The 21,337-nt window shown below is 73.8% G+C and carries 19 protein-coding genes and 2 pseudogenes; 10 read left to right on the top strand and 11 right to left on the bottom strand.

The genetic code is table 11. From position 1 onward, the window contains the following. Window positions 1-96 precede the first annotated feature (96 nt). The 3 genes from GEV43_RS19935 to GEV43_RS19925 all read right to left on the bottom strand — a co-directional run bounded on the left by GEV43_RS19935 (window position 97) and on the right by GEV43_RS19925 (window position 2,982). Window positions 97-828 carry a sugar phosphate nucleotidyltransferase gene (locus tag GEV43_RS19935; protein ID WP_160821977.1) on the bottom strand — a complete coding sequence of 244 codons (732 nt, stop codon included), beginning with the start codon at window positions 826-828 and terminating at the stop codon, window positions 97-99. Beyond that, entirely contained in the window at window positions 825-1,406 is a 582-nt protein-coding gene (locus GEV43_RS19930) for a DUF5941 domain-containing protein (protein WP_160821976.1), read from the bottom strand. The genes GEV43_RS19935 and GEV43_RS19930 overlap by 4 nt, the downstream gene beginning before the upstream one ends. A 190-nt stretch (window positions 1,407-1,596) precedes the next feature. Further along, window positions 1,597-2,982, bottom strand: coding sequence for a CDP-alcohol phosphatidyltransferase family protein (locus GEV43_RS19925; protein ID WP_160821975.1), 1,386 nt, complete (start codon window positions 2,980-2,982; stop codon window positions 1,597-1,599). 95 nt (window positions 2,983-3,077) lie between these two features. Here GEV43_RS19925 and ispD point away from each other — a divergent pair, with 95 nt between their 5' ends. The 4 genes from ispD to GEV43_RS19905 all read left to right on the top strand — a co-directional run bounded on the left by ispD (window position 3,078) and on the right by GEV43_RS19905 (window position 5,327). Next, a complete protein-coding gene (gene ispD, locus GEV43_RS19920) occupies window positions 3,078-3,794 on the top strand; it encodes a 2-C-methyl-D-erythritol 4-phosphate cytidylyltransferase (protein ID WP_160821974.1) in 717 nt (238 codons plus the stop codon). Next, window positions 3,791-4,519: a glycerophosphodiester phosphodiesterase gene (locus GEV43_RS19915; protein ID WP_160821973.1), complete on the top strand. Its 729-nt coding sequence runs from the start codon at window positions 3,791-3,793 to the stop codon at window positions 4,517-4,519. The genes ispD and GEV43_RS19915 overlap by 4 nt, the downstream gene beginning before the upstream one ends. 433 nt (window positions 4,520-4,952) lie before the next feature. Continuing rightward, window positions 4,953-5,105: a hypothetical protein gene (locus tag GEV43_RS19910; RefSeq protein ID WP_160821972.1), complete on the top strand. Its 153-nt coding sequence runs from the start codon at window positions 4,953-4,955 to the stop codon at window positions 5,103-5,105. Between the two features lie 33 nt (window positions 5,106-5,138). Further along, the gene (locus tag GEV43_RS19905; RefSeq protein WP_160821971.1) at window positions 5,139-5,327 is read left to right on the top strand and encodes a hypothetical protein; all 189 of its coding nucleotides are present in this window, start codon (window positions 5,139-5,141) and stop codon (window positions 5,325-5,327) included. A gap of 183 nt (window positions 5,328-5,510) precedes the next feature. Here the strand turns inward: GEV43_RS19905 and GEV43_RS19900 are convergent. Next, window positions 5,511-6,469 (bottom strand): annotated as a pseudogene (locus tag GEV43_RS19900) (glycosyltransferase family 2 protein). 363 nt (window positions 6,470-6,832) lie between these two features. On the opposite strand from GEV43_RS19900, the gene GEV43_RS50560 reads away from it, so the two are divergent. Both GEV43_RS50560 and GEV43_RS19895 read left to right on the top strand, forming a co-directional pair. Then, window positions 6,833-7,036 carry a hypothetical protein gene (locus GEV43_RS50560; RefSeq protein ID WP_241682968.1) on the top strand — a complete coding sequence of 68 codons (204 nt, stop codon included), beginning with the start codon at window positions 6,833-6,835 and terminating at the stop codon, window positions 7,034-7,036. Further along, a complete protein-coding gene (locus GEV43_RS19895; protein ID WP_241682967.1) occupies window positions 7,033-8,481 on the top strand; it encodes an LCP family protein in 1,449 nt (482 codons plus the stop codon). The genes GEV43_RS50560 and GEV43_RS19895 overlap by 4 nt, the downstream gene beginning before the upstream one ends. 48 nt (window positions 8,482-8,529) lie before the next feature. Here the strand turns inward: GEV43_RS19895 and GEV43_RS19890 are convergent. Then, window positions 8,530-9,697: pseudogene (locus GEV43_RS19890) on the bottom strand (acyl-CoA dehydrogenase family protein). A gap of 94 nt (window positions 9,698-9,791) precedes the next feature. On the opposite strand from GEV43_RS19890, the gene GEV43_RS19885 reads away from it, so the two are divergent. Further along, window positions 9,792-11,126, top strand: a complete 1,335-nt coding sequence (locus GEV43_RS19885; protein ID WP_160821970.1) for a UDP-glucose/GDP-mannose dehydrogenase family protein — start codon at window positions 9,792-9,794, stop codon at window positions 11,124-11,126. A 163-nt stretch (window positions 11,127-11,289) separates the two neighbouring features. Beyond that, complete coding sequence (locus GEV43_RS19880) at window positions 11,290-11,721, top strand: CoA-binding protein (protein WP_160821969.1); 432 nt, start codon at window positions 11,290-11,292, stop codon at window positions 11,719-11,721. Between the two features lie 60 nt (window positions 11,722-11,781). Here GEV43_RS19880 and purE read toward each other — a convergent pair whose 3' ends face one another. Next, window positions 11,782-12,288 (bottom strand): 5-(carboxyamino)imidazole ribonucleotide mutase, encoded by a 507-nt coding sequence (gene purE / locus GEV43_RS19875; RefSeq protein WP_160821968.1) that lies wholly within the window; start codon window positions 12,286-12,288, stop codon window positions 11,782-11,784. Beyond that, a complete protein-coding gene (locus GEV43_RS19870; protein WP_309239729.1) occupies window positions 12,285-13,472 on the bottom strand; it encodes a 5-(carboxyamino)imidazole ribonucleotide synthase in 1,188 nt (395 codons plus the stop codon). Before GEV43_RS19870 ends, purE begins: the two co-directional genes overlap by 4 nt. A 230-nt stretch (window positions 13,473-13,702) precedes the next feature. Between GEV43_RS19870 and GEV43_RS19865 the strand changes: the two genes are divergently transcribed. Beyond that, window positions 13,703-14,299, top strand: a complete 597-nt coding sequence (locus tag GEV43_RS19865) for a GtrA family protein (RefSeq protein WP_309239728.1) — start codon at window positions 13,703-13,705, stop codon at window positions 14,297-14,299. A 156-nt stretch (window positions 14,300-14,455) separates the two neighbouring features. On the opposite strand, the gene GEV43_RS19860 is transcribed toward GEV43_RS19865, so the two are convergent. Both GEV43_RS19860 and GEV43_RS19855 read right to left on the bottom strand, forming a co-directional pair. Then, complete coding sequence (locus GEV43_RS19860) at window positions 14,456-15,733, bottom strand: ATP-binding protein (RefSeq protein WP_160821966.1); 1,278 nt, start codon at window positions 15,731-15,733, stop codon at window positions 14,456-14,458. A gap of 92 nt (window positions 15,734-15,825) precedes the next feature. Further along, window positions 15,826-16,497, bottom strand: a complete 672-nt coding sequence (locus GEV43_RS19855) for a response regulator transcription factor (RefSeq protein WP_019629095.1) — start codon at window positions 16,495-16,497, stop codon at window positions 15,826-15,828. A gap of 124 nt (window positions 16,498-16,621) precedes the next feature. Between GEV43_RS19855 and GEV43_RS19850 the strand changes: the two genes are divergently transcribed. Beyond that, window positions 16,622-17,083 carry a hypothetical protein gene (locus GEV43_RS19850; protein WP_160821965.1) on the top strand — a complete coding sequence of 154 codons (462 nt, stop codon included), beginning with the start codon at window positions 16,622-16,624 and terminating at the stop codon, window positions 17,081-17,083. Here GEV43_RS19850 and treZ read toward each other — a convergent pair. Together treZ and treY are read right to left on the bottom strand one after the other, a co-directional pair. After that, complete coding sequence (gene treZ / locus GEV43_RS47625; RefSeq protein ID WP_309239727.1) at window positions 17,046-18,824, bottom strand: malto-oligosyltrehalose trehalohydrolase; 1,779 nt, start codon at window positions 18,822-18,824, stop codon at window positions 17,046-17,048. The genes GEV43_RS19850 and treZ overlap by 38 nt on opposite strands. Further along, window positions 18,821-21,184 (bottom strand): malto-oligosyltrehalose synthase, encoded by a 2,364-nt coding sequence (treY, locus tag GEV43_RS47620; protein WP_309239726.1) that lies wholly within the window; start codon window positions 21,182-21,184, stop codon window positions 18,821-18,823. The genes treZ and treY overlap by 4 nt, the downstream gene beginning before the upstream one ends. Between the last annotated feature and the right edge of the window lie 153 nt (window positions 21,185-21,337).

The following is a 21,337-nucleotide window of genomic DNA, read 5'->3' as shown; positions in this document are numbered from 1 at the left end:
CTCGCTCGGGTTCTCGGTCGCCTCGGTGCGCGGGCACCGCGGGGGACGCCGCGCCGCCGGGCGGGAACGCGGGTGCCCTGCGGAGCGGACGGGGCCCTAGTAGCCCTTGGCGATCCGGCGGGCCTTCTCCAGGTCGTCGTGGTTGTCGACCTCGACCCAGTCGACCGCGCCGATCGGGGCGACGCCGATGCGCCCGCCCCGGTCGACCAGCTCCTGGTAGCCGTCCTCGTAGTAGAGGTCGGGGTCGCGCTCCCACGTCGCCTTGAGGGCGTCCGCGAGCGGCTCGGCGGCGGCGGGCTCGATGAGCGTGGCGCCGATGTACTCGCCGCCCGCGGTCGCCGGGTCCATCAGCTTGGTGATGGTCTTCAGGTGGCCCTCGCCGTCGAGGATCACCTTCATCTCCTCGTCGGCGAGAGTTTTCACGTCGTCCACGGCCAGGAGGATGTCGGGTCCGCGGCTCGCCAGTAGGGTCTTCTCGACGCCCACCGGGTGGACCGTGTCGCCGTTGACCATGAGGACGCCCTTGGCGAAGTGCTCGCGAGCCAGCCACATGGAGTAGGCGTTGTTCCACTCCTCGGCCTTGTCGTTGTGGACGAGGGTGAGGGAGACGCCGTAGCGCTCCTCCAGCTCGGCCTGGCGCCGCTCGACCGCCTCGGCGCGGTAGCCGACGACGATCACCACGTCGGTCAGTCCGACCGCGGCCAGGTTGCCGAGCGCGATGTCCAGGATGGTGGTCTCCCCGTCGACGGGGACCAGCGCCTTGGGCAGCGTGTCGGTGTACGGCCGCAGCCTCCGGCCCGCGCCGGCCGCGAGCACCATGCCGATCATGTGTCCTCTTCCTCCAGGTCGACCATCACGCCGCTGCCGCGACCGGTGCCCGCCCAGGTGCGGACGCTCTCGCTCGCGAACAACAAGCCAAGGTAGGCGGCGAGCGCAGCGTACGCGAACGGGAGGAGCCCGGAGAGGCCCGTGAAGGCCACAATGAGCATCCGGCCCTCCCAGCCGAGCCCGGCGCGGAAGATCCACTCCGGGGGCCGGAGGCCCTGGCGGGTGCGGTACACGGTGTCGTAGTGGTGGAACGCCAGGACGGCGATCAGCACGTGGACGAGCGGTGCCGACACTCCCTGCGCGAACCCCAGTACGGTGAGGTAACCATACTCGATCCCGCGGATTATGGGCGGTACGAGCCAATCCATCCGCCCTTCGTGCGGATGGGTCGAGGCGGGCCCGGTGAGCAGCAGCGCCACGACCGGGGCGAACAGCGCCGGGGTGGTCTCCGCGCCGACGCCCGCCGCGAGCAGCACCGCGGTGGCGGCCAGCGCGATGATCGCGCCGGGCAGCGGCCAGAGCTGCCCGCGCGCCAGCTCCCCGAGCGCGCGGCACACCGGCCCGTCGTCCCGGTACACCTGGAGCCGCGCCGGTCCCGGCGGCGCCTGCTCCCCGCCACGGCGAACGGGACGTCCGTGGTCCCAGGCGTCCCCGCCGCGCCGAGGCCGGGCGCCGCGGGCGCGACGGCGCCGCGGGCGCCGGGGCCGGGCGCCCTCTCGCCGTGAGCGCCGGGAGCGCCGGGGGCCGGGACGTTCGGGGTGCGGGTGCTCACGGTGCTGCCGCCTTCGGTGCGCGGAGGGCCTGGTTCATCCGTACGGCGAGCCCGTACGCGGCGGCGACGCCGCCCCAGGCGAGCAGGGCGAGGAACGTGACGCGGGCGTTGGTGACGGCGGCCGTGACCGAGATGAGCGCGAACCGTTCCCCGATCGGAAGGACGATCGCCTTCCGCGCCCAGTAGAGCGCCCGGTCGCGGCCGTCCCCTCCCGTCCCGCTGTACGGGTCGGGCGCGGCTTCCGTCGGCGGCGCGCCCGTGCCGCCGCCCCGTTCCAGGAACGAGAAGCCGATCAGGTGGCGGATCGCCTGGAGCACCATCGCCGCCGTCGCGAGCCCCCACACGTTCCCCGAGTGGACGAGGCTCCCCGCGGCGGCGGTCGTCGAGCCGACCGCGAGCCCGAAGTACGCCGCGTACTCCTTGATCCGGTCGCTGATCGCGTCGAGCCAGGCCCCGAGCGGCGTCTCCGAGCGGGTGAGCCGGGCGAGCTGCCCGTCCACGCAGTCCAGGACGAACGCCAGGTAGAGCAGCAGCCCGCCCGCGACCATGCCGCCCCGGGTGCCGCCCGCGAACCACACGGCCGCGAGCAGCGCGCTCCCCAGCGACATCGCGGTGACCGTGTTGGGCGTGAGCCCCCGCTCCGCCGCCCAGCGGGCGATCGCGGGCGAGTACCCGCCGACCGCGTACGTGGCGAACAGCCCGTCCGCGGGCTTGAGCACCCCCTCCGCGGCGGGCTCGGCGGGCTCGGCGGGCTCCGCGACCGACCCGACGGGCTCGACGTGCTCGGCGGGCTCAACGTCCGCGTCCGGCCCGGTGGTCTCCGGCAGCGGTACCGCGGGCTCGTCGTCCCAGCGGGCGATGGGCTCGCCGGAGCGTTCCAGCTCGGCCAGGAGGAGCGCGCCGGGGCCGGGCGCGGGGTCGTCCAGGCCGTCGAGCGTCCCGGCGAGCGCTTCGGCCATCTCCGCGAACGCCTCCACGCGGGCGGGCGCGATGCGCAGGACGGCGGGAGGCGGGACGCCGCCGCGGGCGGGGGCGGTGACGGCGGTCACCGGGTCGGCGTCGTCGGCCGCGAGGCGGCGCAGCAGCCCGCCGCTCGCGGCGAGGTCGCCGGGCAGCAGCAGGACGGGGCCGGTGGCGAGCCGGGCGAGCCGCGCGATCTGCCGCAGGTCGGCGGCGGTGTCCTCGGACTCGACGACGTCCAGGCCGTCCTCGCGCAGCGAAGGCGCGAGGCCGGGGCGGGTGATGACGTGCCGTTCCGGTACGTTGAGCGTGGCCGGCTCGTCACGCAGGCGCGCCAGCAGGGTCGCCGCGCCCCCCTCGGCCGGGGCGGCCGGGGCGGGCCCTCCGGCGCCCCCGGTCGCGATGATCACGGCTAGGGTCATCGGCGCCTCCGGCCTGGTCGGCGCACCACGGACGGGCTGGTGCGAACGCGGGATGACTGCACAGCGTAGTGGATCACTGACGGAGCGGGGTTGACATGGCGGCGCGGACGGTCGCGGTGGTGCTCGCGGGCGGCACCGGTCAGCGCGTGGGCGGCGACCTGCCGAAGCAGCTCATCGAGGTCGGCGGGCGGACGATCCTCGCGCACGCGATCGCCGCGTTCGACGGGCATCCGGAGATCGACGAGGTGCTGGTGGTGATGGCCGCCGGGCACGAGCGGGCCGCCGCCGCGATCGCCGCGCCGTTCCGCAAGGCGGCCGGGGTGATCGAGGGCGGCGACACGCGCACCGCCTCGACGGTCGCGGCGCTCACCGCGCTGGACGGCCGGCCGGACGGCACGCGGGTACTGTTCCACGACGCGGCCCGGCCGTTCGTCGGCCGCGACGTGATCGACCGGGTGCTGGACGCGCTCGGCGTGCACGCGGCGGTCGCGGTCGGCGTGCCGTCGCCCGACACGATCGTGGTGGTCGAGGACGGCGTGGTCGTGTCGATGCCGCCGCGCGAGACGATGAGCCGGTTCCAGACGCCGCAGGGGTTCCGGCTCGGCACGATCCGCGAGGCGTACGCGCTGGCGCTCGCCGACCCGGGCCTGCGCGCCACCGACGACTGCGGCATCGTGCACCACTACCTCCCGGACGTGCCGATCCGGGTGGTGGAGGGCTGCGAGCGCAACCTCAAGGTGACCCGCCCGCTGGACGTCGTCCTCGCCGAGCACCTGGCCGCGACCGCGCCCCTGACCCGGGAGGATTCGTGATCTTCGAGCACCCGCCCGCGCTGATCGGCCACCGCGGCGCCGGCAGCGGCCCCGACGAGAACACGCTGGCGTCCCTGCTCGCCGCCGACGCCGCGGGCCTGCCGTGGGTCGAGATCGACGTGACCCGCACGGCGGACGACGACCTGGTGCTGCGGCACGACCCGACCCGCGCGGACGGCGCGTACCTGTCGGAGCTCACGGCGGCCGACAGCGGGCTGCCGAGGCTCGCCGAGATCTTCGAGGCGCTCCCGGCCCACGTCGGCGTGGACGTCGACGTCAAGACCATCCTTGAGGACGCGGTGGACCCGCCCGAGCGCCGTACCGGCGAGCTGCTGCTGCCGGTGCTGCGGCGGGAGGCCGCGCGCCGTCCGCTGCTGGTGACCTCGTTCGACCCGTCGCTGCTGCTGCACCTGCGGGACGGGCTGCCGGGCGTCCCGCTCGGGCTGCTGACCTGGCTGCGGTTCCCGATGTGGCACGCGGTCCCGGCGGCGGCCGGGCTCGGCGTGCAGGTCGTCGCGGTGCACACCGGCTCGTGCGGGTTCGACCACCCCGACACGCGGCTGCGCCCGCTGGAGCAGTGCGTGGAGGTGGCGCACAAGGCGGGGCTGGAATTCGTCGCCTGGTCGCCGAAGCCCGACCGGGCGCCCGACTACGCCGCCGCCGGGGTCGACGCGATGGTGATCGACGACGTCCCCGGCGTGCTCGCGGCCCTGGGCCGCGCGTAGCACCGCGGGCGGTACCGCGCGTAGAGCCGGACGGTCCCGCCGTTCAGGACGGGCGGCCTCCGCCGCGCTGGTCGTCGCCCCCGTACATCCGCGTCCACTCGCCGACGCCTTCGTCCGGCGCGCCGTCCGAAGCCGATCCGGCCCGGGCGAGCCTCCCGCCCCGGACGGGCCGTCCGACCCGAACGGCACGGCGCCCGAAGCGGGGTGCCGCGGCGGAGGAGAGCCGGCAGGGGGCGCGGAGGGCGCCGGGGAGGCGCCGCCCGGCGGCTGCCCGTACGGCAGCGGAGCGGCGCCCTGAGCGCCGTAGCGGGGCTGCGGCGCCCACGCGGGCTCCTGCCCCTGGGGGCCGGGCGTCGCGCCCGGCGTCGCGCCCGGCCCGATCGGCGCGGGCGGCGGCGCGCCCGTCCCGTGGACGCCCATCCCCGGGGAACCCATGGCGTGCGCTCCCATCCCGGGCGCGGCGTGGCGCGGGGCGGGCGGCGCCTGCCCGGCCGTACGGGCCCTCCAGCGGGACGGCGGGAGCGACGCGACGATGAGCACGACGCCGAGCACCAGCAGCACCCCGTACGGGCCGACGATCGAGTAGCCGGCGTCGAGGCCGTCCGGGAGCCTCTCCACGGTGTGGGCACCGGTCCAGCGCGGCGCGGCGACCCACAGCCCGCCCGCGGACGCCAGCAGCACGCCCGGGACGAGCGAGGCGAGCGGGGAGATCCGCGAACCGGCGAGCAGCCCGATCACGACGGCGACGCCGACGAACGCGGCGGCGGCGATCCAGCGGTCGCCGCCCGAGAGGAACAGCCGGAAGTAGCGGGTCGCGCGCTCGGTGCCGAACATCAGGCCGAAGGCGATCAGCGGGGTCGCGGCCAGCCCGGCGAGCAGGCCGAGCACGTGGCGGGCGCCGTTGGACATGGCCACCTCCTGAGGGCCGGCGGGGTGATCCGCCGGCTAACCCCTCAGACGTGCCGGGAAACTGTCCGGTTCGCCTTGATCGTCAGCTTTTGGCCGGACTCGGCTGGCCCAGGCCGGGCGGGCTCGTCAGGAAGCCCACCCCCACGAGATGTGCATCGTCGCGAACACGAGCGGGAGCCGCGCCCACGCGGCGAACCGCAGGCCCCGCCCTTCGACGGCCGCGCCGGCGACCATCGCCGCCGCGTAGCCGCCCGGCAGGATCCAGCCGGGCCAGAACCCGAACGCCCCCGCGACCGCGCCCGCCGCCATCGCGACGACCGCGACCGGAGGCGCGAGGTAGCGCGGGTTGAGGGTGCCCTGGTGCTCGCGGCCGACGACGCGCCGCCAGCGGCCGGTGTGGAAGTACTGCTTGGCGAGCGCCCGCAGGTTGGGGCGCGGCCGGTAGGTGACCCGCATCCGCGGGGTGAAGAAGATCCGGCCGCCGCTCTGCCGGATGCGGTGGTTCATCTCCCAGTCCTGCGCGCGGACGAACGTCTCGTCGTAGCCGCCGACCCGTTCGAGGGCGCTGCGCCGGAACGTGCCGAGGTAGACGGTCTCGACCTCGCCCGCCTCACCGCCGGTGTGGAACCGGGCGTTGCCGACGCCGAGCTTGGACGTCATCGCCCGCGCCACGGCCTGCTCGAACGGCGTGACGCCCTCGGCGGCCATGATCCCGCCGACGTTGTCGGCGCCGGTCTCCTCCATCGTCTCGACCGCGGCCCGCACGTAGTCGTCGGGAAGCAGCGAGTGCCCGTCCACCCGGACGATGATCGAGTACTGGGACGCCTTGATCGCGATGTTGAGGCCCTGCGGGGTCCGTCCGGTCGGGTTGCGGACGACCACGATGCGCGGGTCCTCGGCGGCGAGCCTGCCGCAGATCTCCTCGGTGCGGTCCTTGGACGGGCCGACCGCCAGCACCAGCTCCAGCTCGCCCGGATAGTCCTGCGTGAGGATGCGCCGAACGGCGTCGGTCAGGTGGCGTTGCTCGTTGAGCACGGGCATCACGACCGACACCGCGGGCCAGGTGCGGTCGCCGGCGGCGGCCTGCGGCCGTCCGTGCGGGGAGCCTTGCTGCTCGGCGCTGTGCTGCTGGGCGCTGTGCGCGCGGGGAGACGGGTTCATCTGGGCTCGCGGGCACACCCGGAGGAGTGCCCCCCTTCCTCTCTCTTGCAAGCGAGTCTGTGACGCAGCCCACGGCCTCCGGCCTGGGGCAGAGGTTGCCGCCTGGGGCGGAGGTCAAGACGGCGCCACGTTACTGCAAGGACACGAAGTCCAGGTAGCGAACGGACGGGCGTTCCCCACTTTAGAGTGGTGGACACTCGCGTCAGAACACGCCGGATGACTCTCGGGAGGGCGGCGGCCGGTATGGCAGACGGGCACGACTCGGATCGCGGCGACGCCGATCCGCTGGAGCGGTACTTCCGCCCGCGTCCCGCGGGCGGCGCGCCGAGCGGCGACGACGAGGTCGACGGCGTGACCATCGACGGCGTGCCCGCACCGCGCGTGACGGTGGACGGCCCGCGCGGGCCCCGCCGTCCCGGCCGGGGCCTCGGCCCCGCGCGGCGATGAGCGCCCGCCGCCAGCGCCGGTTCCTCATGGTCACCGGCACGATGTCGGCGTTCGTGCTGCTGACCTCGGGCGGCGCGTGGGCCTTCCAGAACTACGTCACCGGCATGATCGACAAGGTGTCGGTCGGCGGCCTCGGCAAGGGCAAGGACGCGCCGAAGGGCGCGATGACGATCCTGGTCGCCGGGGTCGACCGCCGCGAGGGGCTGACCAGGGAGCAGCAGCGCGCCGCGCGCCTCGGCCACGAGCCGGGGGAACGGTCCGACACGATGCTGCTGGTGCACATCTCGCGCGACCACGACCGCATCTCGGTGGTCAACCTGCCGCGCGACTCGTACGTGACGATCCCGTCGCACAGGTCCAACGGCTCCGAGGGTGCAAAGGGGCAGCAGGTCCCGTCCCGTCCGGGCAAGCTGACCTGGGCCTACCAGTTCGGCGGGCCCGACCTCACCGTCGACACGATCAAGCGCGCGACGGGCGTCGGCATCGACCACTACGTCGAGGTCAACTTCTACGGCTTCGTCAACATGGTCGACGCGCTCGGCGGCGTGGACGTCTGCACCGAGCAGGCGATCGACGACCGCAAGAGCGGCCTGCGGCTCCCGGCGGGCAAGTCCCACCTGCGGGGGCTCCAGGCGCTCGGCTTCGCCCGCGCCCGCTACACGCTGACCGGCGGCAGCGACCTCGGCCGGATCGACCGGCAGCAGCAGTTCATGGCGTCGATGATGAAGCAGGCGCTGTCGTCCAAGACGCTCAGCGACCCGGTGAAGTCGACCCGCTTCCTCAAGGCGGCGCTGAAGTCGCTCCGGGTCGATCCGAAGCTCGCCAAGAACCTGCCGAAGCTCGCCGACCAGATGAAGGACCTGTCGACCGACAACGTCACGTTCGCCAAGGTCCCGCTCGCCAACCCGGGCTACAACGCCCTGCTCTGGAACTCGCCGAGCCCGCAGTCCACGGTCCAGTGGGACCAGGGCCGCGCCGACGACCTGTTCACCAAGCTCCGGCGCGACCAGCGGTTCGACAAGGAGACGCCGTCGCCGAGCGCGTCGCCGACCAAGCCCAAGAGCGACCTGACGGTGCCGCCGTCCGACATCGACGTGACCGTCCTCAACGCCATCGGCACCCGGGGCCTGGCGACGAAGGCGGGCGGCGACCTGCGCGAGGTCGGCTTCAAGGTGACGGTGCCGAGCGGCGTCGCGCGGACGGGGCAGCAGAACACGGTCGTCCAGTACGGGCCGGGGCGCAAGGACTCGGCCAAGACCCTCGCCGCCGCCATCCCGGGCGCGAAGCTCAAGCAGGTGTCCTCGCTCGGCTCGCGCCTCCAGGTCATGGTCGGCGCCGACTGGGACGGCGCGAAGAAGGTCAAGGTCAAGGCCGGGAGCGACGCGCCGTCCGCCAAGAAGCCCGATCTGGAGACGGGCACCGCCACCCAGAAGCTCTGCCACTGATGGCGCGGGCGGGCCCGGCCGGATGGACGGCCGGGCCCGCCCGCCCGGTCATTTGAGGAGTTGGCGGGCGATGACCATGCGCTGGATCTGGTTGGTGCCCTCGTAGATCTGGGTGATCTTGGCGTCGCGCATCATCCGCTCCACCGGGAAATCACGCGTGTACCCGTACCCGCCCAGCAACTGCACCGCATCGGTGGTCACATCCATCGCCACATCCGAGGCCAGCGCCTTGCACGCCGAGGACACCAACGTCAGATCCGGCACCCGCTCCCCCGCCATCGCCCGCTCGGACTTCACCGCCGCGTGATACGTCAACTGCCGCGCCCCCTCCAACCGCATCGCCATATCCGCCAACATGAACTGCACACCCTGGAAATCAGCGACCGCCCTCCCGAACTGCCGCCGCTGCCTCACATACCCCAACGCGAAATCCAACGCCCCCTGCGCGATCCCCAACGCCTGCGCCGCGATCGTGATCCGCGTATGGTCCAACGTCGCCAACGCCGTCTTGAAACCCGACCCCTCCGCACCGATCAACCGATCACCCGGAATCCGCACATCCTCCAAGATCACCTGACGCGTCGGCGACCCCTTGATCCCCAACTTGCGCTCCTTCGGCCCGAACGACACCCCCGCATCACCCTTCTCCACCACGAACGCCGAAATCCCCCGCGCCCCCGCACCCGGCTCGGTCACCGCCATCACCGTGTAGAACTCCGACACCCCCGCATTGGTGATCCACATCTTCGCGCCGTTCAACACCCACCCATCACCATCACGCACCGCACGCGTCCGCATCCCCGCCGCATCCGACCCCGCCTCCGCCTCCGACAGCGCATAAGAGAACATCGCCTCCCCCGCGCCACCGGCCCCAAATACCTGGCCTTCAGCTCATCCGACCCCGCCAGCAGCACCGGCACCGTGCCCAGCTTGTTCACCGCCGGGATCAACGACGAAGACGCACACGCCCGCGCGACCTCCTCGATCACGATCACCGTCGCCAACGCATCCGCCCCCGCACCCCCGAACACCTCCGGCACATGCACCGCATGCAACCCCGCCCCACCAACGCCTCCAACGCCTCCCGCGGAAACCGCCCCTCCTCATCCACCACCGCAGCGAACGGCGCGATCCTGGCATCAGCAAGCTCACGCACCGTCGCCCGCAGCAGCTCATGCTCCTCAGACGGGGCGTACGTGGGATAGTCGGAAGTCATACGACGGATGCTACCGGCCAGTACGCGGCGCTGGTCGAGTGCGGGTAGGACTTATCGGAAGGCTTGGGAAGGGATGGAAGGAAAGGGAGGGGTCTTGGCGCACCGGCTGACGGTGATCGGCACCGGGTACCTCGGCGCCACGCACGCCGCCTGCATGGCGGACCTGGGGTTCGAGGTGCTCGGTCTCGACGTCGACGCGGAGCGGATCGCGCGGCTGGCGGCCGGCGACCTGCCGTTCTACGAGCCCGGCCTGGAGCCGCTGCTGCGGCGCGGCCTGGAGAGCGGGCGGCTGCGGTTCACCACGTCGTACGACGAGGCCGCCGAGTTCGGCGACGTGCACTTCCTGTGCGTCGGCACGCCGCAGAAGGCCGGTGAGTACGCGGCCGACCTGGCGTACGTGGAGGAGGCGGTGACGCGGCTCGCCGCGCGGCTGCGGCGCCCCTGCCTGGTGGTCGGCAAGTCCACGGTCCCCGTCGGCACCGCCGACCGGCTGGCCCGCCGGATCGCCGAGCTCGCGCCCGTCGGCGGCGACGCGGTGCTCGCCTGGAACCCCGAGTTCCTGCGCGAGGGCTTCGCCTGCAAGGACACCCTGCACCCCGACCGGATCGTGGTGGGCCTGCCCGCCGACCAGGGCGCCGCCGGGCACGCCGAGAAGGTGCTGCGCGAGGTGTACGCGCCGATGCTGGCCGAGGGCACCCCGTTCGTGGTGGCCGACTACCCGACGTCGGAGCTGGTCAAGGTGTCGGCCAACGCGTTCCTGGCCACCAAGATCTCGTTCATCAACGCGATGGCGGAGGTCTGCGAGGCCGCGCACGCCGATGTGACCAAACTCTCGGAGGCGCTGTCGTACGACGACCGGATCGGCGGCCGGTTCCTCGGGCCGGGGCTCGGGTTCGGCGGCGGCTGCCTGCCGAAGGACATCCGCGCGTTCATGGCGCGGGCGGGCGAGCTCGGCGTGGACCAGGCGCTGACGTTCCTGCGCGAGGTGGACGAGATCAACATCCGCCGCCGGATCCGGATGGTGGACCTGGCCCGCGAGCTGCTCGGCGGGTCGTTCATCGGCCGGACGGTCGGGGTGCTCGGCGCGGCGTTCAAGCCCGACTCCGACGACGTGCGCGACTCCCCGGCGCTGGACGTGGCGGCGACGATCCGGGGGCAGGGCGGCCGGGTCACGGTGTTCGACCCGCGCGCCATGGACAACGCGCGGCGCGCCCAGCCCGCCCTGGCCTACGGCGAGTCGGCGCTCGCGGCGGCGCGCGGCGCGCACGTCGTGCTGCTGCTGACCGAGTGGTCGGAGTTCCGGCGGATGGACCCCGCCGACCTGGCCGAGGTGGTCGCCGAGCGCAACATCGTCGACGGCCGCAACGCCCTCGACCCGGAGCGCTGGCGCTCCGCGGGCTGGACCTACCGCGCCCTCGGCCGCCCCTGACGCTCAGGACGTACGCCTCTGACGCTCAGGACGTACGACGCGTCCAGAACGTCCAGGAGAGCTAGAACGTCCAGGACGTACATGACATCCAGAACACCGAGAACGCCGAGAACGTGGAGGACCTGCGGGGAACGATCCGCCCCTCGCCGCTGTTGCCATGGACATGGCTGATGCTGTGACGGGTGCCGCGGAGTTCGCGGACCGGGACGTGATCCGGCGGCTCCTCAACGACTCGAAGACCTGGGCGTTCGTCGGGCTGGGCGACAACCCCGAGCGCGAGGTGCACAACCAGGCGCGGCTGCTCCAGCAGCGCGGCAAGCGGATCTTCCCCGTCCATCCGTCCGGGGACACCGTGCTGGGCGAGCCGGGCCACGCCTCGCTGGCCGACCTGCCCGAACGGGTGGACGTGGTGGGCGTCTACCGCCGTTCCGAGCACGCGGGCGCGGTGGTGGACGAGGCGATCGCGGCGGGCGCGAAGGCCGTCTGGCTGCCCCTCGACGTGATCGACGTGGCCGCGGCCCGCCGCGCGCGGGACGCCGGCCTGGACGTGGTCATGGACCGCTGCCCCGCCGTCGAGTGGGCCCTGCGCCGCTGACCCGGCCCCCGTCCGCCCCGGGCCGGAGCCCGAGGCGGGCGCGAGCCGGGCGCGAGCGCGTCAGAGCTGCGACCTGAGGCGCGCGCCCTTCGCCTTGGCCTGCTCCTTCAGATCGTCCTGGAAGGCGCTCATCTTCTCCCTGAGGCCCTCGTCGGACGCCGCGAGGATGCGGACGGCCAGCAGGCCCGCGTTGCGCGCCGCGCCCACGGCGACCGTCGCGACGGGCACCCCGGCCGGCATCTGGACGATCGACAGCAGCGAGTCCATGCCGTCCAGGTACTTCAGCGGGACCGGGACGCCGATCACCGGCAGCGGCGTCACCGAGGCGAGCATGCCGGGCAGGTGGGCCGCGCCGCCCGCGCCCGCGATGATCGCGCGCAGCCCGCGGCCGGCCGCCTCCCCGCCGTAGGCGACCATCTCGTGCGGCATCCGGTGCGCGGAGACCACGTCGGCCTCGTACGGGACGCCGAACTCCTCCAGCGCCTCGGCGGCGGCCTTCATCACCGGCCAGTCCGAGTCGCTGCCCATCACCACGCCCACCAGCGGCGCCGCGGTCCCCGGCGTCATCGCATCTCCCCCATCCTCGTGCCCCAGCGCAGGTAGTCGGCCGCGTGCCGGGCCCGCTCGCGCACCTCGGCGAGGTCGCCGCCGAGCGCGGTGACGTGGCCGATCTTGCGGCCGGGCCGCACGTCCTTGCCGTAGAAGTGGACCTTCACCGCCGGGTCGTGCGCCATGACGTGCACGTAGCGGGGGTAGACGTCGGCGTCCTCCGGCTCCTCGCCGCCGAGCACGTTGGCCATGACGGTGTACGGGGCGGTCGGCTCGACCGAGCCGAGCGGCAGGTCCAGGACGGCGCGCAGGTGCTGCTCGAACTGGGACGTGCGGGCGCCCTCGATCGTCCAGTGCCCGGAGTTGTGCGGGCGCATCGCCAGCTCGTTGACCAGCAGGCCCGCCTCGGTCTCGAACAGCTCGACCGCCAGCAGCCCGGTGACGCCGAGCCGTTCGGCGATGTCGAGGGCGAGGCGCTGCGCCTCGGCGGCCGCGTCGCCGTCCAGCCCCGGCGCGGGCGAGACCACCTCGACGCAGACGCCGTTCTCCTGGACGGTCTCCACGATCGGGTAGGCGGCGCCCTGCCCGTACGGGGAGCGGGCGACGAGCGCGGCCAGCTCGCGGCGGAACGGCACGTGCTCCTCGGCCATCAGGTCCACGCCCTCGGCGGTCAGGCGCGCGACGAGGGCGGCGGCGCCGTCGAGCGTCTCGACCACCCAGACGCCCTTGCCGTCGTAGCCGCCGCGGGTCGCCTTCAGCACCAGCGGCAGGCCGTGGTCGCGGGCGAACGCCTCCAGGAACGGCCTCGGGGCGTCCGCCGGGACGTGCCCGAACGCGGGGCAGGGCGCGCCGAACCCGCTCAGCCGTTCGCGCATCACCAGCTTGTCCTGCGCGTGCCGGAGCGCGGCGGCGCCGGGGCGGCACGGGGCGCCGGCGGCCTCCAGGGCCTCGATGTGCGGGCCGGGCACGTGCTCGTGGTCGAAGGTGACCACGTCGCAGCCCTTGGCGAAGGCCAGCAGGTCGTCCAGGGCGCGGTCGTCGCCGATCCGCGCGTCGGCGACGGCGCGGGCGGCCGACTCGTCCGCGGAACCGGCCAGCACGCGCAGCGACACGCCGAGCGCGATCGCGGCCTGCTGGGTCATGCGGGCGAGCTGCCCGCCTCCGGCCATGCCCACGACCGGCATCTGAGCAGGGTTTCTCACGGCAGAAAGGTTATCGGCCGGTCAGGAGTGAACGAATCCTCCGCCACGGGCGTCGAAGGGGGAGTGTGAACCCAATGTCCGCGGGGACAGGAACCAGACGGGTACCGTTAAACGTTCATGTTCCGACGTGTCAGCGGCGGCCTGCGTCTATTCTCGTGGTGCCTTCGCATCCGCCGCCGCGTGACTCTCCGCGGCGAAGCATCCGCAGTCCGGAAGGACGGTTCTCCTTCGTGAGCCTGGTCGCCAATCTCTACCGCCAGTTCGCGCACCTCCTGCACGAGCTGGCGAAATTCGGCAGCGTCGGCGCGGTCGCCTTCGTCATCACGATCGGGATCGGCAACGTCCTGCACACGGGCATGGGCATGGGGCCGCTGACGTCCAACGGCATCGCCACGGTCGTCGCCACCACGTTCGCGTACGTGGCCAACCGCTACTGGACGTTCCGGCACCGCGACCGCACCGGGCTCGGCCGCGAATACGTGCTGTTCTTCGCGCTGAACGGCGTCGGACTGGTGATCACCGAGCTGTTCATCGGGTTCACGCACTACGTGCTCGGCCAGACGGGGCCGATCGCCTACAACATCTCGCTGGTGATCGGCACCGGCGTCGCGACGCTGTTCCGCTTCTGGTCGTACAAGAAGTGGGTCTTCCTGCCCACCGCGGTCGCCGCGGCCGCCGGCGCGGCGCCCGAGCCGGAGCCGCAGGACGACCTGCCCGCGCACGGCGCCGCGGGCCTTCCGGTCAACGGGCACGCGCTGCCCGCCCACCAGCTCGACCAGCCGCTCGGCTCGGCCACCGAGGCCGGGTTCACCCGCGCCCCCCGCTGAGGCCCGCGCCCCGCTGAGCACCCCGCCCCGCTGAGCACCGCGCCCCCTTCGAGCCCGCGCCCGCCGAGCCCGCGCCCGCGCTGAACCGGTGACGGCCCGCATGCCGAAAGGCCGGGCGGCTCGCTGGGGAGCCCCCGGGTCGCCGGGTACGGAGGGTCAGGCGGGGCCGATGACGACGCGTTCCTCGGCGAGGCGGGCGTCGGCCGCCTGGCGCAGGAAGACCCCGAACACCGCCGGACGGGCCTGGATGAGCTCCAGCCGCCCGCCGTCCACGACCGCGAGCGAGCGGGCCAGGTAGAGGCCGAGGCCCGTGCCCTTGCCGCTGCTGACGCTGCGTTCGAAGATGCGGGGCTCCAGCTCGGGCGGGATGCCGGGGCCCTGGTCGCCGATCTCCACGACGACCGAGCTGGCGCCCGGCTTGGTGTTGATCGTGACCGTGCCCGCGCCGTGCACGAGCGAGTTGTCCAGCAGGGTCGCGACGATCTGGGAGAGGCCCTCGGGGTTGACCATGCCGACCAGGCCCTGCTCGCCGGTGATCCGGATGTCCCGGCCGTCCCGCCGGAAGATCGGCCGCCACTCCTCGACCTGCTGGACGATCACCTCGTCCACCCGGGACGCGACGGCGCCGCCGGTGCGGTCGTGCCGGGCGCGGGCGAGGAGCTGCTCGACGACCGCGACGAGCCGTTCGGCCTGCGCGACGGCCGCGGCGCCCTCCTCGCGGACGACGTCGGGGTAGTCGGCGGCCTCGATCATCTCCTCCAGCCGCATCGACAGCGCGGTCAGCGGCGTGCGGAGCTGGTGGCTGGCGTCGGAGGCGAACTCGCGGCTGGCCGCGAGCAGGTCGGCGATCCGGACCGCGCTGCGGTCCAGGACCTCGGCGACCCGGTCGACCTCGGGGATGCCGTAGCGGCGGCGGCGCGGCCGGGCGTTGCCGGTGCCGAGCCGGTCGGCGGTCTCGGCGAGGTCGATCAGCGGGAGCGTGAGCTTGCGGGCCTGGAACATGGCCAGGCCCACGGTGACCGCGACGCCGAGCGCGGCGAGGCTGCCGATCAGCAGGAGCTGCCGCAGCGCCTCGTCCTGGACCTCGGCCGCGCGCCGCGCCACCTGCACGTGCACCCCGCCGGCCGTGCCCGCCGCGGTGAGCATCTCGGCGCCGCGCGCGGGCCGCGCGCCCGCGGTGACGGTCCGGTTGTCGGGCAGGGTGATCACGATGGACCGCCCCGGGTACTCCTGGGCGATCTTCTGGCTGGTGACCGGCTGGTGCGACTCCAGGCTGAAGCCGACGCCGCCGAGGATGGAGGAGACCTCGCGTTCCAGCGACTGGCGGGCCTCCTCGTAGATGAGCTTGTTGGTGGCGTAGGCGAGGGGGATGCCGAGCAGCAGGATCGCGACGACCGCCACCGCGAGCGTCGACAGGAGCAGTCGGCGCCTCATCAAGGCTCCTTAGGGTGAGGCCACGATCATGCGGCGCCGCCCCGGGGCCCTCGGGAGGCCCCGCGCGGAACCGCACGACCATGGCGGAGGTGCTAGTCGCCGCGTTCGAACCGGAACCCGACGCCCCGCACCGTGGTGATGTAGCGGGGACTGCCGGCGTCGTCGCCGAGCTTGCGGCGCAGCCAGGAAATGTGCATGTCGAGGGTCTTGGTGGAACCCCACCAGTTGGTGTCCCACACCTCGCGCATGATCTGTTCGCGGGTCACGACCTTGCCCGCGTCCCGCACCAGGACCCGCAGCAGGTCGAACTCCTTGGTGGTGAGCTGGAGCTCCTGGTCGCCCATCCAGGCGCGGCGCGACTCGGCGTCGATCCGCACCCCCTGCACGATCGGGGTCTCGGTGCTGCCGCGGCGCAGCAGCGCCCGGACCCGGGCGAGCAGTTCGGCCAGCCGGAACGGCTTGGTCACGTAGTCGTCGGCCCCGGCGTCCAGCCCGACGACGGTGTCGACCTCGTCGGCCCGGGCGGTCAGGATCAGTATGGGCACGCCATGCCCCTCGGCACGGACCCTGCGGGCCACCTCAAGGCCGTCCAGTTCGGGCAGGCCCAGGTCGAGGACGATGAGATCCACGCCGCCTCCGAGCGCCCGCTCCAGGGCCTGCGGCCCGTCCGGGCTGACTTCGACGGTGTACCCCTCACGACGCAGCGCGCGGGCGAGAGGCTCGGAGATGGACGTGTCGTCCTCGGCGAGCAGTACTGAGGTCATGAACCGATCGTATGGCCATTCATGAACGTTTCCCGGCAGCCGCCGCGCTCTTGACCTGCGGTTTGCCACTCGTAGTACATCCTCGAATACGGACGTACCAGAGAGAATGCGGAGGTAATCGCACTTGCCCCCCCTCCGGCAGGACGTCGCCCGTCCGCTCGGAGCGGTCCTGTTCCTCGGGATCGCGGTGCTGCACTTCCAGGCGATCGGCCCCGGCTTCGCCGTGCAGCCCTACCTGGGCGTGTCCCTGATCCTCGGCACGGCGACGGCCCTCGGCGGCGTCGCGGGGACGCTGGCCGAGGACCGCGACCGGATCTGGTGGTACGCGCTGGCGGAGGGCCTGCTGACCGCCGCGGCCTACGCGGTCGAGCGGCTGCCGGGGCTGCCGCTCGCGGGGCGCGATCCGGGCAGATGGTACGGCTCGCCGGGCGCGCGGACGCTGGCGTTCCTGGGGGTGTTGCTGGCGGTCCTGGCGGCTTGGACGCTGCTCGCCCGGTTCCGGCGGCGCCGGACGCGGATGCCCGTGACCTCGGCGTACGACCGGGATCTCATGTCGATACCGCGACCGAACCGCTCGGGAGAATGATCCGTCCCGTCCCTGGCGCGCCGGAGATGTCGAACGGGTCCCGGCCGCCCGTTTCGAGCCGTACGGCGGGGGCGGACGCGAGCAGCAGCCGGGAGGCCCGCGAGACGTCCAGTTCGGCGGGGTTGTCACCGAGGTTGACGGAGACGCGCACCCGCCCGCGCCGCATCGTGAGCCACCGCGCGCCGTCGTCCGCCTCCACCCCGGTCCCGGTGAGCCGCGGGTCGGCCAGTTCCGGCCACGCGCGGCGCAGCCGGATCAGCTCGCGGTGCCATTCGAGCAGCTCGCGGTGGTGCGCCTTGCCCGGTTCGGACCAGTCGAGCGCGGAGCGCCGGAACGTGTCCACAGCCTGTGGATCGGGAACCTCGCCGCGCCACCCGGCCCGCGCGAACTCCCGGCGCCGCCCCTCCGACACGGCCCGCGCGAGGTCCGGTTCCTGGTGGTCGGTGAAGTAGCACCAGGGGGTCGCGGCGCCCCACTCCTCGCCCATGAACAGCATCGGCGTGAACGGCCCGAGCAGCAGCAGCGCCGCGCCGGCCCGGAGCCGTCCGGGGTCCAGCGCGGCGGTGATCCGGTCGCCGGACGCCCGGTTGCCGACCTGGTCGTGGTTCTGGAGGAACGCGACGAACCGGTGCGCCGGGGTCCGGTGCACGTCCACGGGCCGCCCGTGCCGCCGCCCCCGGTACGACGAGAACGTCCCGTCGTGCACGAACACCCTGGTCAGCGCCTTGGCCAGCGTGGACATGGCGCCGAAGTCGCCGTAGTAGCCCTGCCGCTCGCCGGTCAGCGCGGCGTGCAGCGCGTGGTGCAGGTCGTCGTTCCACTGCGCGTCCAGCCCGTACCCGCCCGCCTCGCGGGGCGTGACGAGGCGCGGGTCGTTCAGGTCGGACTCGGCGATCAGGGACAGGTGCCGGCCGAGGTGCGCGGACAGGCCCGCCACGGCGACGGCCAGCTCCTCCAGCACGTGCACCGCGCCGTGGTCGGTGATCGCGTGGACGGCGTCGAGCCGCAGCCCGTCCAGGTGGTAGTCGCGCAGCCACGACAGCGCGCTCCCGATCATGAACGCGCGGACCTCGTCCGCGCCCGCCTGGTCGTAGTTGACCGCCTCGCCCCAGGGCGTGGTGTGCGCGGCGGTGAAGTACGGCCCGTAGCCCGCCAGCCGGTTCCCGCTCGGCCCGAGATGGTTGTGGACGACGTCCAGGACGACCGCGAGCCCGCGCCCGTGCGCGGCGTCCACGAACCGCTTCAGCGCGTCCGGCCCGCCGTACGGCTCGTGCACGGCCCACAGGTGGACGCCGTCGTAGCCCCAGCCGTGCCGGCCGGAGAACGACGCGAGCGGCATCAGCTCGACGGTGTCGATCCCGAGGGCGACCAGGTGGTCCAGGCGCGCGGCGGCGGCGTCGAGCGTGCCCTCGGGGGTGAACGTGCCGACGTGCAGCTCGTACAGGACGCTGCCCGGGAGGGGCCGCCCGTGCCATCCGCCGTCCGTCCAGCCGAAGCGGTCGTGCTCGTAGACGCGGCTCGCGCCGTGCGCCCCGTACGGCTGGCGGCGGGAGCGGGGGTCGGGCAGCACCTCGCCGCCGTCCAGGACGAACCCGTAGTCGGTGCCGTGCGCGGCCTCCGGGACGTCCGCGCCCCACCAGCCGTCCGCCGGGAGCGGGCTCATCGGTCGGCGCGGGGCGTCGGGCCCGAGGGCGACCTCGACGCGTCCGGCGGCGGGGGCCCAGACCTCGAACCGGGTCACCGCATCTCCTTCGGGACGAGCAGCGCGACGGGCAGGTCGGCGAGCACGTCGGCGACGTCCAGCACGGGGCCCCAGAACACGTTGCCCGTCAGCGCGTCCCGCCAGCCCTGGTAGCCGAGGTCGAGCGCCGTGCCCGCCCAGCCGCCGCGCCGTTCCAGCCCCGCCGGGAGCCGCGTCGCGACGGTGAGGGCGCCGCCCCGCCAGAACGCGACGGCGTGCCCGGCCGCGGGCCCCTGCGCGGCGAGCGGCCGGTACCCGCCGTCCGGGCCGAACCACTCGGGCCGGTCCCGGCGCAGCCGCAGCGTCCGCGAGGTGACCAGCAGCTTCTCGTCGTCGCGGTCGCGCAGGGCGCGGCCGGTGTCGAGCCGGTGCAGCCGCGCCCGGCGCCGCCCGTAGTCGACGGGCCGCCGGTTGTCGGGATCGGTGAGGTCCAGCCCGTACAGCTCGCAGCCCTGGTAGACGTCCGGGACGCCCGGCATGGTGAGCTGGACGAGCTTCTGCCCGAGCGTGTTGACCCGCGCGTACGGCGCGAGCGCGGCGACGAAGCCGGTCACGTCGGCCATCAGGCGCCGGTCGTCCAGCACGCTCGCGGCGTGCCGCAGGACGGCCTCCTCGTACGCGTCGTCCTGCTCCAGCCAGGACGTGCGGGTCTTGGCCTCCCGCATCGCCTTCTGGAGGTATCCCCAGAGCCGTCCCTCGCCGACCGGCCAGGCGCCGACGAGCGTCTGCCAGAACAGGTAGTCCAGATCGGGTTCCAGCGGCGACGGCTCGCCCGGCCGCCACCCCTGCCAGCGCGACACGGCCTGCGCCCACGCGCCGGGCATCTCGGCCAGGACCGCGAGCCGCGCCCGCACGTCCTCCTGCCGCTTGGTGTCGTGCGTGGACAGCGTCGTCATGGTGAACGGCCGCTCCCGGACGGCGCGCTCGCAGTACGCGTGGAAGTCGTCCGGGCCCACCGCGAACCGCCCGGGGTCGCCGCCCACCTCGTTCAGCGAGGCCAGCCGGTTCCAGCGGTAGAACGCCGTGTCCTCCACGCCTTTCGCGGCGATCGGAGCCGAGGTCTGCTGGAACCGCACCACGAACTCCCGCGCGGCGTCTCCGTCGTCCCCGGCTCCGGCTCCGGCTTCGTCTCCGGCTTCCGGGCCGCCTGGCGGCGGGGAGCCGAGCGCGAGCCGTACGACGGCGTCGAGGTCGGCGTGCAGGCCGTCCGGGAGGCGGGACCGGGCCCCGTCCGCCGCGCGCTCCAGAACGGCGACGGCGTCCGCCGGGGCGTCCTCCCCCGGCACGACGTACGCCCGGTAGACGGGCATCGCGGCCAGCAGCTCCACCAGGACGCGCTCCAGGCCGTCCCGCCGCACGTCGCCGTCCTTGACCCCGAGGGCGCGGCAGAGCACGCGGTGCAGGCGGGCCACCTCGGGCCGCAGCCCGTGCGCCGCCGCGTGCCGCCGCCCCTCGTACTCGACGCCGTCGAACGACGCGGGGCCGCCGGTCGCCGAGACGTACAGGTCGGTGAGGGGCTTCTCGCCGTCCGGGTCGAGGAACAGCCCGCCGACCATGCCGAGCGCGTCGTAGCCGGTGGTGCCCGCGCACGCCCAGCCGTCCGGGAGCCGCTCCTCCCCCGTGGTGATCTTCTCGACGAGGATCCAGGCGCCCGGCGCGCGCGCCGCGAGGCGCTCCAGGTAGGCGCGGGGGTCGGCGAGCCCGTCGGGATGGTCGATCCGCAGGCCGTGCACCATGCCCCCGGCGACGAACCGCAGCAGCGTCTCGTGCGTCCGCTCGAAGACCTCCGGGTCCTCCTGCCGCAGGGCGATCAGCCCGGAGATGTCGAAGAACCTGCGGTAGTTGGGCTCGCCCTCGGCGGGCAGGACGAGCCGCCCGCCGCCCGCCTCCCAGTCCACGTCGAACCAGCGCGCGTAGGGCGAGGACGCCCCGTTCGCGGCGACGTCGGCGAGCGGGGCGTTGAGCGACTCCGGATGGGGGATCGCCATGTGGTTGGGCACCACGTCCACCAGCAGCCGCAGCCCGTGCGCGTCGAACCGGGCCGCCATCGCCAGGAACGCCTCCAGCCCGCCGAGGCTCTCGGCGAGCCGCCCGTGGTCGACCACGTCGTACCCGTGGGTGGAGCCGGGCGCGGCCCGCAGCACGGGCGACAGGTAGACGTGGGAGACCCCGAGCGCGGTCAGGTACGGGGTGAGCGCGGCGGCCTCGGGGAACCCGAAGTGCCCCTCCCCCGGCGTGCCGCGCAGTTGCAGCCGGTAGGTCCCGGCGGGGAACGGCGCCCGCGCCCCGCCGTCCGCGCCGATCGAGTCGTCGGTATGGGTCCCGGGCGGGTAGTCGTCGCCCGGCCTTCCGTGCGGCACTGTCCCGGCCTCCCGTCCTCGCGTCGAGTCTGGTTCCCGTTGAGCGTTGCATCACACCGATCGGGAGGTCACTGGCAAGAACGGACATCCGTGGGCTACCTTAGGGGAGCCTTACCTTAATGAGGGCGCCCTAAGAGTCCCAGGTCACCGCAT

This window comes from Actinomadura sp. J1-007, assembly GCF_009793335.1.
In the GTDB taxonomy this organism is placed as follows: Bacteria; Actinomycetota; Actinomycetes; order Streptosporangiales; family Streptosporangiaceae; genus Spirillospora; species Spirillospora yumaensis.
The sequence above is the reverse complement of the archived record's forward strand: the minus strand, read 5'-3'. Positions and strand labels throughout refer to the sequence as shown.

What these genes read in the sequence shown, in the direction of transcription:
- GEV43_RS19895 (WP_241682967.1), top strand. Translation starts at nt 7,033, where the DNA reads ATGAGCGCCCGCCGCCAGCGCCGGTTCCTCATGGTCACCGGCACGATG.
- GEV43_RS19925 (WP_160821975.1), bottom strand. Translation starts at nt 2,982, where the DNA reads ATGACCCTAGCCGTGATCATCGCGACCGGGGGCGCCGGAGGGCCCGCC.
- GEV43_RS19855 (WP_019629095.1), bottom strand. Translation starts at nt 16,497, where the DNA reads ATGACCTCAGTACTGCTCGCCGAGGACGACACGTCCATCTCCGAGCCT.
- GEV43_RS19860 (WP_160821966.1), bottom strand. Translation starts at nt 15,733, where the DNA reads ATGAGGCGCCGACTGCTCCTGTCGACGCTCGCGGTGGCGGTCGTCGCG.
- GEV43_RS19880 (WP_160821969.1), top strand. Translation starts at nt 11,290, where the DNA reads ATGGCTGATGCTGTGACGGGTGCCGCGGAGTTCGCGGACCGGGACGTG.
- GEV43_RS19935 (WP_160821977.1), bottom strand. Translation starts at nt 828, where the DNA reads ATGATCGGCATGGTGCTCGCGGCCGGCGCGGGCCGGAGGCTGCGGCCG.
- ispD (WP_160821974.1), top strand. Translation starts at nt 3,078, where the DNA reads ATGGCGGCGCGGACGGTCGCGGTGGTGCTCGCGGGCGGCACCGGTCAG.
- purE (WP_160821968.1), bottom strand. Translation starts at nt 12,288, where the DNA reads ATGACGCCGGGGACCGCGGCGCCGCTGGTGGGCGTGGTGATGGGCAGC.
- GEV43_RS19910 (WP_160821972.1), top strand. Translation starts at nt 4,953, where the DNA reads ATGGCGTGCGCTCCCATCCCGGGCGCGGCGTGGCGCGGGGCGGGCGGC.
- GEV43_RS50560 (WP_241682968.1), top strand. Translation starts at nt 6,833, where the DNA reads ATGGCAGACGGGCACGACTCGGATCGCGGCGACGCCGATCCGCTGGAG.